We start from the raw sequence: 14,000 nt of genomic DNA, 5'->3' as shown, positions 1-14,000 counted from the left end.
TACCTTTGCTTGATGATTTATTTACCTCATAATTTTATCAGTTTATGAAAAGAGACACAGCCATTTTTGATATTATTGAAAAAGAGTATCAACGACAACTGAAAGGGATTGAACTTATCGCCTCTGAAAACTTTGTCAGTGAACAAGTAATGGAGGCTATGGGATCATGCTTAACAAACAAATATGCAGAAGGGTATCCGGGCAAAAGATATTATGGGGGATGCGAAATTGTAGACCTTAGCGAACAGCTAGCTATAGATAGGCTAAAAGAAATATTCGGAGCTGAGTGGGCAAACGTACAACCACACTCGGGAGCTCAGGCAAATGCAGCAGTATTCCTTGCTTGTATGCAGGCCGGAGATAAATTTCTTGGACTGAACCTTTCACACGGAGGACACTTATCACATGGTTCGCCTGTCAACTTCTCAGGATTGATGTTTCATGCATTGGAATACAATGTAAAACAAGATACAGAGCAAGTAGACTATGAGCAAATGGAAGAGGTTGCCCGTGCAGAAAAACCTAAAGTTATCATCGCCGGAGCATCTGCCTATTCTCGCGACTGGGATTATGCACGTATCCGCAAAATAGCCGACGAAATAGGTGCTATATTTATGGTAGATATGGCTCACCCGGCAGGACTGGTTGCAGCAGGATTGCTTAATAATCCTCTCCCTCACGCACACATTGTGACTACAACAACTCACAAAACATTGCGTGGACCACGTGGTGGCGCAATTATGCTTGGCAAAGACTTTGAAAATCCGTGGGGCAAGAAAACTCCGAAAGGAGAAGTACGCATGATGTCTGCATTGCTAGACTCGGCAGTATTCCCGGGTATTCAAGGCGGGCCGCTAGAACATGTAATTGCAGCTAAAGCAGTTTCATTTGGCGAAGCTCTCGATCCTTCCTACAAAGTTTATCAGGCTCAAGTGAAAAAGAATGCGGCTGTTATGGCTCAAGCTTTTATGGATAAAGGCTACAAAGTAGTATCAGGAGGAACAGACAATCACTCTATGCTCATAGATTTGCGTCCTAAATTCCCTGAACTGACAGGAAAGCTTGCCGAAAGAGTACTTGTGGAAGCCGATATCACCACCAATAAGAATATGGTTCCGTTCGATAGCCGTAGTCCATTCCTTACATCAGGTCTTCGATTCGGTACTCCGGCAATCACTACACGTGGTGCAAAAGAGCCTTTGATGGGAGAAATAGTGGAATTGATAGATACAGTTCTTTCTAATCCGGAAGACGGAAAAGTAATAAAAGCCGTACGTGAGAAAGTAAATGGAATAATGAAAGATTATCCATTATTTGCTTGGTAGAATACTATTCCTGTTTGATAGAACTTAACTAATATACAAAGATAAGAAGCTGTTTAATAAGGCAATTACACCTCATAGTGTTTGCTTTTAAACAGCTTCTGTATGTATTCCGATGAAAAAAATCAAAATAAGCATTCTATATGTATTGTCTATACATATAATGGCATTAATCATAATGTCACTGCAACGCACCTTATTATTACTTACAAACCTGCAACATATAGAAAGTGTAACCTCAAAAGCCAGTTGGATTTTCTCAGCTTTGATCCGAGGTATCTGGTTCGACAATGTCACTGCATGCTACATCTCAGCATTACCACTTGTAGTAATTTGCATTCTAGGTCTTTTTAATAAAGTAAATAAAATTGCGTTCAACTCATTCAATGTATACTATATACTGATCTATACAGTGGTTTTTGCTATTGGTTTTGCAGACATTCCTTACTTCGCTTATTTCTTCAAACATCTGAACAGTTCTATCTTCAATTGGAATGAAGAAAGTAGTACAACAGCCAAAATGATATTCGAAGAAACATCATATTACATATATATGGGTGTTTTTCTTCTGGTAGTCATTGTTTTTGGATATCTGGTTTTCAAGTTGAGCAACAGACTTTTAAAACTACAGCAAGAAAATATAAAAGGAAAAGAATATTTCATTTATATTCCAACTTGTATTGTCCTTGCCATACTATGCATATTGGGTATCAGGGGGCGTTTCGGATACAATCCGATAAAAACAAGCCAAGCTTATTTTTGCAACAATTCATTCTTAAATCAGTTGGGAATAAACCCCTCTTTTTATTTCTTGCGGGATGTTATCGAATCATCGAAAACTCATCATAGCATAGACAATGTTATTTCAGAAAAAGACGCTATTTCATATACACAGAAGTTTTTCGGACTATACCCGGCTGATGAGCAAAAGTCGCCTATTGCCCGATATATTAAAGCTGAAAGTACGGCAAAAGATATGAATGTAGTTGTCATACTCATGGAATCGATGTCTGCCGATCTACTAAAAGTCACAGAAAACGGAAAAGAAATAACTCCATTTCTCAACCAACTTATAAAGAAATCATACTATTTCGATCATTTCTATTCAGCCGGCACACATACCAATCATGGTATCTTAGCCACACTGTACGGGCTACCGGCCTTGTTTGATAAGAACATGATGAAAAATGTAACAATCCCTTTATGCCAGGGGTTACCAAATACATTACAAGAGCAAAATTATAAAACGATGTTCTTCATGCCGCACGAGTCCCAGTATGACAATATGAATGCTTTCTTATTGGAAAATGGATTTGAAGAAATATATTCTCAAGAAAACTATCCACCCAAAATGCGAAAAAACAGCTTTGGTGTTGCAGATGATTTTCTACTCAGTTATTCGCTGAACAAAATAAATGAAAAGGCTCCGACATCATCTCCTTTTTTTGCAACAATACTCACAGTGAGCAATCATCCTCCATATATTATACCTGCAAAATTTGAAAATGTAAGCACAAAACCCGAATTCCAAATAGTAGCATTTGCAGATGATGCCATACGGCAGTTTTTTGCTGATGCAGAAAAACAAAGCTGGTTTAAAAATACAATATTTGTACTGCTTGGAGACCATGGAAAAATAGTGGGTACACAAACCTATGAAATGCCTCTTTCGCTAAACCATATCCCACTAATCATATACTCTCCCGCGTTTACAGATATGCCCACAACGGTTTCCAGTCCGGGAGGACAAGTTGATGTATTCCCTACCATTATGGGTTTACTAGACCGTTCGTACATGAATAATACTTTTGGGGTAGACATGTTTAAGACAAAACGTCCGTATATGTTTTTCTCTTCTGATAATGCGCTTGGATGTATCGATGAGAAATACTTTTATACTTATAACTTCAAATCGAAGATAGATGGGTTATATGAATATAGTGAAAATAGTAGCGACAATATTCTTTCCCAATTCAAACAGAAAGCAGATAGCATGAACTTATATTCAGCAGCCATGTTTCAAACTGCTAACTATATGCTCAAACATGAACTGACAAGAGTAAAGAAATAAAAACCACATATCCCATAACGGACTAGACACCAACCACTCAGCGGCATAGTATTTTCAGACTAAAACATAAATAGCTTTATCACTATCAAATAGGTGGAAACCAATACCGTATAGTGTAATATAGACAATTATTAGGCAATAGTAATGTTAAATTAAAAATTAATTTGTAATTTAGCCTAAAATTACATGAGTACAATTTCCCAGAATACTTATACAGAGTGTAGTCCAATGAAAACTTTTTATAGAAGTATATTTATACTTTTGTCATTTTTACTATTCGCTTGTACATCTGAAAACAAAGAAGCACAAAGACAACTAAATACAGCCCGACAGCTTTATTCGCAGGCTGAATACGCTTTAGCTAAACAGACCCTTGATAGCCTGAAAGCAAATCACCCGAAAGCTTTTCCTCAATTACAGGCAGGGATCTTGTTGTTAGACTCGATTCGCAGAGGGGAAAACGAGCAAATAATAGCGCAATGCGATTCGCTTATATCTTCTTTTGAACCCAAAGTAGAACAAGAGAAAACGAAGTTTAGCTTTCAACAAAACAAGCAATACCAAGAAACAGGAAGCTATATCCCAAAAGAGAGTGTAACCTCATCTATTACATCTACAACTCTTCGTTCGGGAGTAGAAGAAAATGGACAGTTATATATTGAAAGTGTATTTATTGGCGGACAAAAACATAATAAAATAAAGATTTTGTCTAAAGATGGCTCATTTGCTGAATCCATACCAGTAAATGACGATGGCTTGAATTATCGTTTCTCAAACATGGGTAAAACGTATGAAGTAATCCGTTTCTCAGGTAATAAGGAAAATGGAATTGCGAAGTTCATTTTCTCAAATACCAATAGCCCTTTATCTGTCACCTTAGAGGGACAAGGAAGATATACATATACTTTATCGCAACAGGTAAAGTCGGCGATTTCCAAATCGTATCAGTTATCAGTAATGATGTTGCAGCTCGATAGCCTTAAAACAGCTAAAGAGAAAGCTGAATTTCACATCTATTATCTGGATAATAAAAAAGACAGCACAAACACTTACAACACAAAGCTACAATAACTCTAATTTTTATGAAAAAAGAAAAATCTACTGCCGAGCCTCAGAGAAAAGAAAAGGATATTTTCAATCTTAATATCTCGGTCGACTGTACAATATTCGGATTTCACTCAGGAAGCCTCAAAGTTTTACTATGCAAACCCAGTGCCGGCGAAAAATGGATGCTTCCCGGAGGGCTTATAACAAGAGATGAAATACCGGATGAAACGGCACGCCGGATCTTAAAAGCAAAAACAGGATTAAGCGATACCTATCTGAAGCAGTTCTCATTCTTTGGGAGAAAAGATAAAAAACAAGAAGAAAACGAAAACCCCGAGATACTTAGTGAAATTAGTCTGGCCTATTTTGCCCTTATCAAATCAGGAGATGCACAACTTGTAGAAGATAACGACTCTGAACATATCGAATGGTTTGAAATAAATAATATCTCAGATTTACACCCGGAACATAAGATTATTTTTGAAACCGCTCTCTCTACCCTCCGCAAACAAATTGGATTCATACCTATCGGTTACGAACTTCTACCCGAAAAATTCACAATGCCCGAATTAAGAAGTATCTACGAGGCAATATTAGGAAGAGAACTAGACCGAAGAAACTTCCAGCGCAAAATGCTCTCTATTGGCTTTATAAAGGCACTGAATGAAACACGAAAAGTGGGAGCCCACAAATCGCCCAATTTGTACTCTTTCGACAAGAAAAAATATGAAGAAGCCGAAAGACTTGGAATTCAGTTAATGAGCAACAATTTGTAATCGTAAAATAAGGAAATAACCCAGAATATTAATTTATAATTATTCAGCAAAACCGAAGTCCAGAAGGGATTGCCTCACATCAGAAGAAATATCAGCATTTATTTTATAAGCAAAATACTCTCTGCGCAAAGGATAGTTATTTCGTTGCTGCTTGAAAGTCGCAGGAGATGCTTTTAGTCTTTCGAAGTCAGACATGGGGTCGTATGTATGCAATATAGCATCAAAGAGAGGATTATCGGAGTTTTTTAGTCCTGTGAGATCTATTATAGGGTTTACAGGATCAGGCGCTATTATGCGAGACAGGGGCTCTTTGCTCATCCCATAAAAATCTGCAACGGATTCTAGAGACATACGTGTTGCATTGGCTTTTCCGTCTGCCGAATAACCTGCTATATGCGGAGTGGCAATATCAACCATCTCCATGTATTCAAGGTCTATATCGGGTTCTTTTTCCCAGCAATCGATAATTGCTCCCGATATAAGGTTGTTAGCTATAGCTATTTTTATAGCCGCTGTATCTACAATCGCACCTCTGGCCGAATTTATTATAATCGGCTGTCTCTTGAGAGACAAAAAGAACTCGGTATCTGCTAAATGATAAGTCTTATATTCGCCTTCCTTTGTTAAAGGAGTATGAAAAGTGATAATATCAGCTTTATCTATTATTTCATCCAGACTGACAAATAAATCTCTCTGCTCGGCTTTTTGACGTGGTGGGTCATTTAGCAGAACCTTCATACCTAACATTTCGCAAGCTTTCGCTACCTTTTTCCCTACGTTGCCAACACCAACAATACCTATCGTTTTATCTTTGAGTTCAAAGCCTTTCTGGCGGGAGATTCTTATCAATGAAGAAACGATATATTGCTGCACTGAACCGGAATTGCACCCCGGAGCATTATGCCACACGATATCATGTGCATCACAGTAATCGGTGTCGATATGATCATAGCCAATAGTAGCGGAGCATATAAGCTTTACATTTGTATTTTTTAGTATTGCTTCGTCAAAGCGAGTAACAGTACGCACGATTAAAGTATCAGCCTCTTTGATCGCATTGTGAGTAAAAGCAGCTCCATCGAGGTAAGTAACGTCTCCGTAATATTCGGCCACACCTTTGAGATAGGGTATATTTTTGTCAGCTATTATTTTCATTTGTAAGAGTATGAAATGTATTTTCTATAGAATCTATTTCATCTATATTTTTATCTATCAACAACTTTCCTTTATCTAAAAAGATCACACGAGAGCAAATAGATTTTACATCAAATAAAATATGAGTAGAAAAAAGTATCATCTTATCTTTCGACAGTTCCTTGAAAAGAGTATTGAAACTTTCGCGTTGATTGGGGTCTAAGCCGGAAGTAGCTTCATCCAAGATAAGAAATTCAGGGTTATGAACCAATGCCTGAGCAATACCAACTCGTTGACGATTTCCTTTTGAAAGAGCCTTTATTTTTTTCTTGTACTCTTTCTCCAGTCCGGTTTGTTCAATAACACGAGAAACAGCATCGTGCCCTACATTATAGATTCCTGCAACATACTCCAGATATTCTTTTACGTACATATCTTCGTATAAAGGATTGTCTTCCGAGAGGTACCCTATACGTTTTTTAACCGCTAAAGGATTAGAACGAATATCTTCTCCTGAAAAAGTCACTCGCCCCTTATCTGCAAGTATACCACCTGCAAGAATTTTCATCAAGGTAGATTTTCCCGCACCATTTACTCCGAGAAGCCCTACTATATCGCCTTTCTGTATCGAAAAATTCACATCAGTTAAGGCTACCTGATCTCCATACGTTTTGGATATGTGTTCTATTTGTATCAAATGGATAATTGTTATGATTGTGTAAAAATAATAAATCTCCTCGGAATATTCCGGGGAGATTTACATTTATAATTTAGACACTGCCTTTTAACCTGCTACTGGAGAATAAGATCTTGATTGCAATTCCTTATCCATTGTATAGATTCCAAAACCGTTATCTTTAATCATTTTCAACGCATCGATATAACCTTGTGCTGTAGCCTCTTCCTCTACTTGTTCGTCTACAAACCACTTCAACATACTTTCGGTAGCATAGTCTTTTTCTTCCTTAGCCAACGCCACCAAGTCATTGATTCTCCCTGTTACGATCTTTTCATGTCTCAAAGTTTCTTCAAATGCATGAAGAGGAGATTCCCAAGTCAAATCCACCTTTTCAATTGGCTTCAATTCTACTTTTGCGCCTCTATCAGTAACGTATTTGAAAAATTTCATTGCGTGATCTTGTTCTTCCTTAAACTGGATTTCGAACCAGTTTGCAAAACCCGGTTTTCCGTCTGCTGCAAAATAAGCAGCCATAGACAGATATAAATATGCTGACCAAAATTCAGCATTGATTTGTGCATTTAATGCAGCTTCTAGTTTTTTACTTAACATAATTGATGATATTTTTGATGTTAGTTTATTCTTTCAACACTTGTGTAATGGCAATTGTTCAATAGTTCGTCTAATACACAAATATGTTATGCAATATTACAAAATATAATTATTATTTCAAAAACTATTTATAATCATTAATGAGTTATCGAAAAAACCTATTATGTAATATCGGATCAACGACAAAAGACCTGTAGATATAAAAAACAAAAGAAGTGACCTATTCGGTCACTTCTTTGCGGAAGCGGGGGCTTGTGAACCACACCTATCAACCATATATTATTCAATACTTTACTTGATCAGATCGCTTTGAGGTGAACACTTTAGGAGAAGCTAATTGACAGCTATTGGCTGTTCTTTGTCCGCTATTGAATAGTGTTATTTTCCTATCGACAAATATAGTGTATTTTTATAAAAATCATGCTCATTTATTATCTAATCCATCCATTCTTTCTTCGAGAAGCTTTATCAATTTATCTAAAAATAAAGTACGGCTACCTTTACGTTCTCGAATTTCCAGAAACGTGTGATAGAAGTCACCCAAATTGATATTGAAAACAGTTTCAATATATTCCGCTAGCTCTTTTATATTCGTATTGCCATTATTGAAACAACCTGCGTTATCCCATGCGTAAATCTGCTCAACAAGTTCTGCTTTTTTAGCAGTCCATGTCAGTCTTGCCTTTGGCAAATTAAATGAGTCTTGAATATTGGATTCGAGATTACTAATATGTAGGAGTTTATTGTTTACATATACCGTTAATCTCTCATTGGCAATCATCTTCGAAACCTTAAAATCAAAGCTCGTAGAGAATTTAGAGTCCCTTTCAAAGTAGAAGCAATCCTGTATTAACTGAATATCTGGCTTACCTCTTAGAAAGTAATATTTATCAAGGTGGGTACTTCCTGAACGATAATATTGATAGAAGTCAGCATTATTATCGAAAAAATACTTTATGCGTCCTAAAATTCCTTCTAAATAATTTTTGCGATCGATGCAACTTCCGGTGGGCATTCGCATTTCCAGATTATATATCTTTCTATGGTAAATTAGAATGCTAAAAAGTTGAGGTTTCGTCTCTTTAAAAAAGATGATTTCATCAAGCGGACTTTTAAATGTATAATTTGAAACAAATTCTTTTAATTCATCAAATGTAGACTCCAATAATGAAATAATACTAATAGATTTCTGAAAGATATTACATTCCTCAGAATCAATAAGCTGAATTTCTTTATTGATATTTTCTTTTATATTGCGAATAAATTGCTCCATTGTATTATTGTATTCTGTTTTTTATGTATTAGATACCTATTTTAGACTAGTCGAAGAAAGAATAAGTCATAATAATCGCTCAAACCTATAATTAGTTCATATAGGACATGTCTCCAACAATAGCTATTACAGAGATAAGGCTATAGCCAGACCTCCTTGTTTTCCATTATAAAAAGGGCTAAAAGAGATTTGTTTGCTAAATGTACCTTTGTTCATAAACTTCCTCTGCAAATAGGGATAAAGCCAGTAAGCAGCCTTGGTGCTTAGAATACCGAGTCCGGCTCCCACAATAACATCTGCAAACCAATGTTTGTCATTATATAAACGAAATATCCCTGTTCCGGTTGCAATGGTGTAGCCTGTTATGCCATACCATATTGAAACATCTTTATATTCCTGCCAAAGAAATTCTGCACCCATAAAAGCTACCGCTGTATGACCTGAGGGAAAAGAGTTTTTCGCTGATTTATCTGGTCTCTCTATCTTTGTTGAATACTTTATCGTATTTACTGATGCTGCCATAAAAAGAGTAGATATTCCTAGAATAAAGGTTCTGTCTTTAAAATTATTTTTACCTTTTATCCCCATTAAATTCAGTGCGTATACACTTCCTGCCGGAACATATTGAGAAATATCATCTATGGTAAACTTCGAATCAATATGTTCTGTTACTTCATGCTTTACCTGCCTGTTAAGCAAATAATTATGCTCTATAGCTGTTTCAAATACACCATAAGCAATTAAAGCCGAAGGAATAATTAATTGCTTATATGAAAACTTAAGCTGTTTTACAGGTTTTATCTTGTCAGAAATGACTGTATCTACAGAAATTAAATTAGCAGAAGGTATATCACTGCCCTGAATCGAAAAATCGATGATTGGGTAGTTGCTTTGTAGTGTATCATTATCTACTGTATCCGCTTTTACCGATTGAAATAAGAGCAAGAAGAAGACAATACAAACCGATATGTTATTCATTGTTTTTTTATAAAAATAAGATTCGCTTGGCTGAGCTAAAGAGTTGTGTTCAGCCAAACGAAATTTTGAAAAATTACTTTCTGAAAATATAATTAGCTATAATCCATGTGTTAAACCCAAACACTACCATATATGGAATCGGATTAAAATGATTTGGACAATGTTCACTCTTACATCTGAAGAATATAAGCCATACAATTATTCCCATCAAAGCACCTATAGATATACTTATCAGAGAAAGATATCTTTTTATAATGGGATTCAGTTTTGATGGAGTTTCTTTTCTTGCTGCTAATCTTCTTATACGTCTCTTTTTACTCATGACGATAATAGTGTTAGTTACAAGACTTTCAGAACCTCATTTTTAATATTCTGACCGCATTTAGTATTGCTAGCAGAGAGACCCCAACATCAGCAAAGACCGCTTCCCACATGGTAGCCAAACCAAAACCACCTAAAATAAGTACAATCAGTTTAACCGAGAATGCCAATACTATATTCTGTATGACAACTTGCCTTGTAGCTTTAGCTATTTTAATCGAAGTTGCTATTTTGGATGGTTGATCTGTCTGAATGATTACATCGGCCACTTCGATAGCAGCATCACTCCCCATTCCTCCCATTGCTATTCCAACATCACTTAATGCCAGTGAGGGAGCATCATTTATTCCATCTCCGACAAAAGCAATGACATTATTCTTTTCTGTTTTCAGTTCCTCTATATGACGAACCTTATCTTCAGGTAAGAGGTCCCCATAGGCACTGTCAATACCAAGGCTGGATGCTACATTATTCGTTATGGAAGATTTATCCCCACTCAACATTACAACTTGTTTGATTCCAGATAAATGCATATCTGAAATAGCAGCCTGTGCATCATCTTTTACCTCATCCGCTATTGTTATATAGCCCGCATATTCTTCATTAATAGCTGCAATCACAATAGTCTCAACTATAAATTCAATTGTTCTGTCATAAGAGATATTAAATTTCTGCATCAACTTAGCATTGCCCACCAATACTTCTTCTCCATTTACGATCCCTTTAAGTCCATGCCCTGATATTTCTTCCACATCTGTAGCTGTATAATTATCTGAATCCTTTGCAAATTGAACAATTGCTCTAGCAATGGGATGATTTGAGAATTTCTCTATGGCAGCAACAATAGCGACAAATTCCTCTTGCTTATCTTCATCGACCGACGCAACTTTCTGCACATTGAACACACCTTTGGTCAAAGTACCTGTTTTATCCATCACGACTGTATTGACCTTAGTCATTAAATCGAGATAGTTAGCTCCCTTGAAGAGTATGCCTGCTTTAGAAGCTGCTCCGATTCCGCCGAAATAGCCTAATGGGATAGAAATAACTAATGCACATGGGCAGGAGATTACCAAGAATACCAATGCACGGGATAACCATTCGCTAAATATATAGTCGCTCACCACAAAATAAGGAATGACTGTTATAAAGAGAGCTAACAGGAATACAATCGGAGTATATATCTTGGCAAATTTACGGATCAATAACTCTGTCTTTGCTTTTCGGGAAGTTGCATCTTGCACCATTTCTAGGATTCTGGCAAGAGAACTATCCTGATACTTTTTAGCAACCTTTATTTCGATCACTTTATCAAGATTCAACATTCCTGCTAGTACAGTTTCACCGGCTGAAATAGTTTTCGGTTTGCTTTCCCCTGTTAATGCTGCTGTATTAAAGCTTGCTGATGATGTAAGCATTATTCCATCCAAAGGGACTTTCTCTCCGGCTTTTACCTGAATAACTTCGTCAATTTCCACTTCTTCAGGAGATATTGTTTGATATGAATCATTTCTATAAACAGTTGCTGTGTCAGGACGTACATCAAGCAATGCCTTAATGTTTCTTTTGGCTCTATTCACAGCCGAATCTTGAAACAATTCACCAATCGTATAAAATACCATTACAGCTACTCCTTCGGGATATTCGCCTATAATGAAAGCTCCAAGTGTAGCCATCCCCATAAGTGTAAACTCAGTAAAGAAATCCTTTTCCTTGATCGTTTCAACGGCTTCCCTAAAAACGGGAAAGGCAACAGGGATGTAAGCTATAATATACAACCCTAAACGAAGATAGCCGTTAAATATATCTGGAATAAAATTATCCATCGTAATACCAACAAGTAGCATAAGTAAACTTATTGAAACCGGGATATACTGCTTCCAGTTATTTTCAAACATCTGCGACTCGGTAGAGTCGCAAGATGTGCATTTATAATTATTCTCTGTATTCATTGCTATAAGTATTTAATAATACATTTCACTCGTAGAGCTATTCAACTCAAGATAGAGTATTTCATTTTTGTAAATGAACTGGATCTTATTCTCTCGAGATAACCATCCTAATGCCAAACATATGTTTTTATCATTATATCCGGTCAATTCCCCTATTTGTCTTACGGATAATGCTCCTTCATTAGACAATAATTGCCATATTACTCCGGCATTTATTCCAATATCATTTTTCAACATCTTGACTCTATTTTAAAAATTAATAACTAATCAAGAAGCCACCTGTCATCAGGCAATCCGGTTCTGACTCTGATTGCTCTTTCAACATCAGAGACATAGATTATACCGTCTCCTGAATTACCTGTTTTACCATATGTTGATATTATCGTAATTATTTTATCCACATCATCATTGTTACACACTATCTCAATCTTCGCAACTTTACTATTGGTAAGTGCAAAATTCATGGATAAAGAAGCATCTTCACTTTTTAAATGCCCTGTGCCTTCAGCCATTGAAACAGTAAGATTTGGAAATCCTGCATAAAGTAGTTCTCTTAGAATATCATTAACCTTAAACGGTTTAATAAAAGCTTTTATCTCTTTCATGTGATTTTATTATTTAATGTTTCAAAAAGATTAATGACCATGTTCACCATGATCTGTACTCATAGATGCTAAATAAAATGCATTAGCTTTAACGATAGTCACACCCTCTTCCAGTTTATTTACCGGAGTTATCTGTGTATATCCTAGTTCGCTTATACCTGTCAATACCTCAATCCTTTCAAAATGATAAGTTTTTACACCTTCTTCATTAGCTTCTTTCTCTAACACAAATATGTATTTCTTTCCTTCATTGCTGATAATGGCATCATTGGGTACAGCATCAGTTTTTTGTTTTCCAACATTAATCAATCCGGTAACATACATACCCGGAATCAATTTGATATCTGTCTTACCTTTTATATTTGCATGAACGATAATTGCCTTGGTATCCCCTTCGAAAGACTTGTTGATTTCATAAATCTCACCTTTCAGATTAACACCGGGTTGGTTGGTGAGGGTAATATCCACTTCCTGTCCGATTCTTACCATATTAATATCTTTTTCAAAGACTTTAACATCGCAGTGTATACCTGCATTATCGGTAATACTCATTAGTGGTGTTTGCATATCGACATAACTTCCGGTACTGATATTGATTTTGCTGACAGTTCCTGAAATAGGCGTTTTTATCGGAATTTGAGTAACCATATTACCTGAAGAAACCTGTTCGGGGCTAATGGATAATTGTCTTAGCTGCTTTTCCAAACCTGTTAGCTGCGCTTTAGTTATCTCGTAATTAGCTGTTGCCTGCTGCAAAGTTTTTTCAACCCCTGCACCTTGAGTGGATAAATCTTTTTGTCTTCTGTATTCTTGATCGGCAATCAATGCCTCTTTTTTAGTTGTCAGATAATTCTTTTGCAACTCCACTATTTCCGTATTTTCGAGATAGGCTACAGCTTGTCCGGCACTCACGGCTCGACCTTCAATCACCATTACCTGTTTGATGATCCCTCCTAACAAAGAGGTTACCTCCGCTTTTTTCTGTGGATCCAAGGCCATTTCGCCATTTACTCGAATAATACTATTTAAGTCTCTCTGTTCAATTTTGCCAAGTTGAATATCCACAGCTTTCATTTGTGATTCGGTTAGCTCTACTTCTACCGATTCGCCACCATGAGATTCTTCTGTACCTTCTTTTTCTTTTTCAGCCTCATTTTTAGGCTTCTGTCCACATGACCCTAAAAATATAAGAGACAAAGCAATTATCGCTATATATATTGTTTTCATAAT

At 36.4% G+C, this 14,000-nt stretch carries 14 protein-coding genes; 4 read left to right on the top strand and 10 right to left on the bottom strand.

Going from position 1 to position 14,000, the window contains the following annotated elements:
• The first annotated feature begins 44 nt into the window (after window positions 1–44).
• From glyA to LDB17_RS14260, 4 genes are all read left to right on the top strand, one after another.
• Window positions 45–1,325 carry a serine hydroxymethyltransferase gene (glyA, locus tag LDB17_RS14275; protein WP_252638442.1) on the top strand — a complete coding sequence of 427 codons (1,281 nt, stop codon included), beginning with the start codon at window positions 45–47 and terminating at the stop codon, window positions 1,323–1,325.
• Window positions 1,326–1,485: 160 nt separating this feature from the next.
• Window positions 1,486–3,393, top strand: a complete 1,908-nt coding sequence (locus LDB17_RS14270; protein WP_393925105.1) for an LTA synthase family protein — start codon at window positions 1,486–1,488, stop codon at window positions 3,391–3,393.
• A gap of 228 nt (window positions 3,394–3,621) precedes the next feature.
• On the top strand, window positions 3,622–4,464 hold the full coding sequence (locus LDB17_RS14265) for a hypothetical protein (protein ID WP_252638440.1): 843 nt from the start codon (window positions 3,622–3,624) through the stop codon (window positions 4,462–4,464).
• An 11-nt stretch (window positions 4,465–4,475) separates the two neighbouring features.
• Window positions 4,476–5,216, top strand: a complete 741-nt coding sequence (locus LDB17_RS14260; RefSeq protein ID WP_252638439.1) for an NUDIX domain-containing protein — start codon at window positions 4,476–4,478, stop codon at window positions 5,214–5,216.
• A gap of 39 nt (window positions 5,217–5,255) precedes the next feature.
• On the opposite strand, the gene pdxB is transcribed toward LDB17_RS14260, so the two are convergent.
• The 10 genes from pdxB to LDB17_RS14210 all read right to left on the bottom strand — a co-directional run bounded on the left by pdxB (window position 5,256) and on the right by LDB17_RS14210 (window position 13,997).
• Window positions 5,256–6,371, bottom strand: coding sequence for a 4-phosphoerythronate dehydrogenase PdxB (gene pdxB, locus LDB17_RS14255; RefSeq protein WP_252638438.1), 1,116 nt, complete (start codon window positions 6,369–6,371; stop codon window positions 5,256–5,258).
• Window positions 6,355–7,047 carry an ABC transporter ATP-binding protein gene (locus tag LDB17_RS14250; protein ID WP_252638437.1) on the bottom strand — a complete coding sequence of 231 codons (693 nt, stop codon included), beginning with the start codon at window positions 7,045–7,047 and terminating at the stop codon, window positions 6,355–6,357. The genes pdxB and LDB17_RS14250 overlap by 17 nt, the downstream gene beginning before the upstream one ends.
• Window positions 7,048–7,134: 87 nt before the next feature.
• Entirely contained in the window at window positions 7,135–7,641 is a 507-nt protein-coding gene (locus LDB17_RS14245; RefSeq protein ID WP_006841958.1) for a ferritin, read from the bottom strand.
• Between the two features lie 424 nt (window positions 7,642–8,065).
• Entirely contained in the window at window positions 8,066–8,914 is an 849-nt protein-coding gene (locus LDB17_RS14240) for an RteC domain-containing protein (protein ID WP_006801096.1), read from the bottom strand.
• 126 nt (window positions 8,915–9,040) lie between these two features.
• On the bottom strand, window positions 9,041–9,892 hold the full coding sequence (locus LDB17_RS14235; RefSeq protein WP_252638436.1) for a phosphatase PAP2 family protein: 852 nt from the start codon (window positions 9,890–9,892) through the stop codon (window positions 9,041–9,043).
• A gap of 73 nt (window positions 9,893–9,965) precedes the next feature.
• Window positions 9,966–10,214, bottom strand: coding sequence for a hypothetical protein (locus LDB17_RS14230; RefSeq protein WP_006801094.1), 249 nt, complete (start codon window positions 10,212–10,214; stop codon window positions 9,966–9,968).
• A gap of 28 nt (window positions 10,215–10,242) precedes the next feature.
• Window positions 10,243–12,111: a heavy metal translocating P-type ATPase gene (locus LDB17_RS14225; RefSeq protein ID WP_306540389.1), complete on the bottom strand. Its 1,869-nt coding sequence runs from the start codon at window positions 12,109–12,111 to the stop codon at window positions 10,243–10,245.
• Between the two features lie 66 nt (window positions 12,112–12,177).
• Window positions 12,178–12,402, bottom strand: coding sequence for a winged helix-turn-helix domain-containing protein (locus tag LDB17_RS14220; protein WP_006801092.1), 225 nt, complete (start codon window positions 12,400–12,402; stop codon window positions 12,178–12,180).
• A gap of 26 nt (window positions 12,403–12,428) precedes the next feature.
• Complete coding sequence (locus LDB17_RS14215; protein ID WP_006801091.1) at window positions 12,429–12,770, bottom strand: P-II family nitrogen regulator; 342 nt, start codon at window positions 12,768–12,770, stop codon at window positions 12,429–12,431.
• Window positions 12,771–12,800: 30 nt separating this feature from the next.
• Window positions 12,801–13,997 (bottom strand): efflux RND transporter periplasmic adaptor subunit, encoded by a 1,197-nt coding sequence (locus LDB17_RS14210; protein ID WP_006801090.1) that lies wholly within the window; start codon window positions 13,995–13,997, stop codon window positions 12,801–12,803.
• Window positions 13,998–14,000 lie beyond the last annotated feature (3 nt).

This window comes from Dysgonomonas sp. Shenzhen-Wh21, from assembly GCF_043392705.1.
Classification (GTDB): Bacteria; Bacteroidota; Bacteroidia; order Bacteroidales; family Dysgonomonadaceae; genus Dysgonomonas.
This window is presented reverse-complemented; position numbering and strand designations above follow the sequence as displayed.

What these genes read in the sequence shown, in the direction of transcription:
- LDB17_RS14215 (WP_006801091.1), bottom strand. Translation starts at nt 12,770, where the DNA reads ATGAAAGAGATAAAAGCTTTTATTAAACCGTTTAAGGTTAATGATATT.
- pdxB (WP_252638438.1), bottom strand. Translation starts at nt 6,371, where the DNA reads ATGAAAATAATAGCTGACAAAAATATACCCTATCTCAAAGGTGTGGCC.
- LDB17_RS14235 (WP_252638436.1), bottom strand. Translation starts at nt 9,892, where the DNA reads ATGAATAACATATCGGTTTGTATTGTCTTCTTCTTGCTCTTATTTCAA.
- LDB17_RS14240 (WP_006801096.1), bottom strand. Translation starts at nt 8,914, where the DNA reads ATGGAGCAATTTATTCGCAATATAAAAGAAAATATCAATAAAGAAATT.
- LDB17_RS14270 (WP_393925105.1), top strand. Translation starts at nt 1,486, where the DNA reads ATGGCATTAATCATAATGTCACTGCAACGCACCTTATTATTACTTACA.
- LDB17_RS14210 (WP_006801090.1), bottom strand. Translation starts at nt 13,997, where the DNA reads ATGAAAACAATATATATAGCGATAATTGCTTTGTCTCTTATATTTTTA.
- LDB17_RS14245 (WP_006841958.1), bottom strand. Translation starts at nt 7,641, where the DNA reads ATGTTAAGTAAAAAACTAGAAGCTGCATTAAATGCACAAATCAATGCT.
- LDB17_RS14260 (WP_252638439.1), top strand. Translation starts at nt 4,476, where the DNA reads ATGAAAAAAGAAAAATCTACTGCCGAGCCTCAGAGAAAAGAAAAGGAT.
- LDB17_RS14220 (WP_006801092.1), bottom strand. Translation starts at nt 12,402, where the DNA reads ATGTTGAAAAATGATATTGGAATAAATGCCGGAGTAATATGGCAATTA.
- LDB17_RS14230 (WP_006801094.1), bottom strand. Translation starts at nt 10,214, where the DNA reads ATGAGTAAAAAGAGACGTATAAGAAGATTAGCAGCAAGAAAAGAAACT.
- LDB17_RS14225 (WP_306540389.1), bottom strand. Translation starts at nt 12,111, where the DNA reads ATGTTTGAAAATAACTGGAAGCAGTATATCCCGGTTTCAATAAGTTTA.
- glyA (WP_252638442.1), top strand. Translation starts at nt 45, where the DNA reads ATGAAAAGAGACACAGCCATTTTTGATATTATTGAAAAAGAGTATCAA.
- LDB17_RS14265 (WP_252638440.1), top strand. Translation starts at nt 3,622, where the DNA reads ATGAAAACTTTTTATAGAAGTATATTTATACTTTTGTCATTTTTACTA.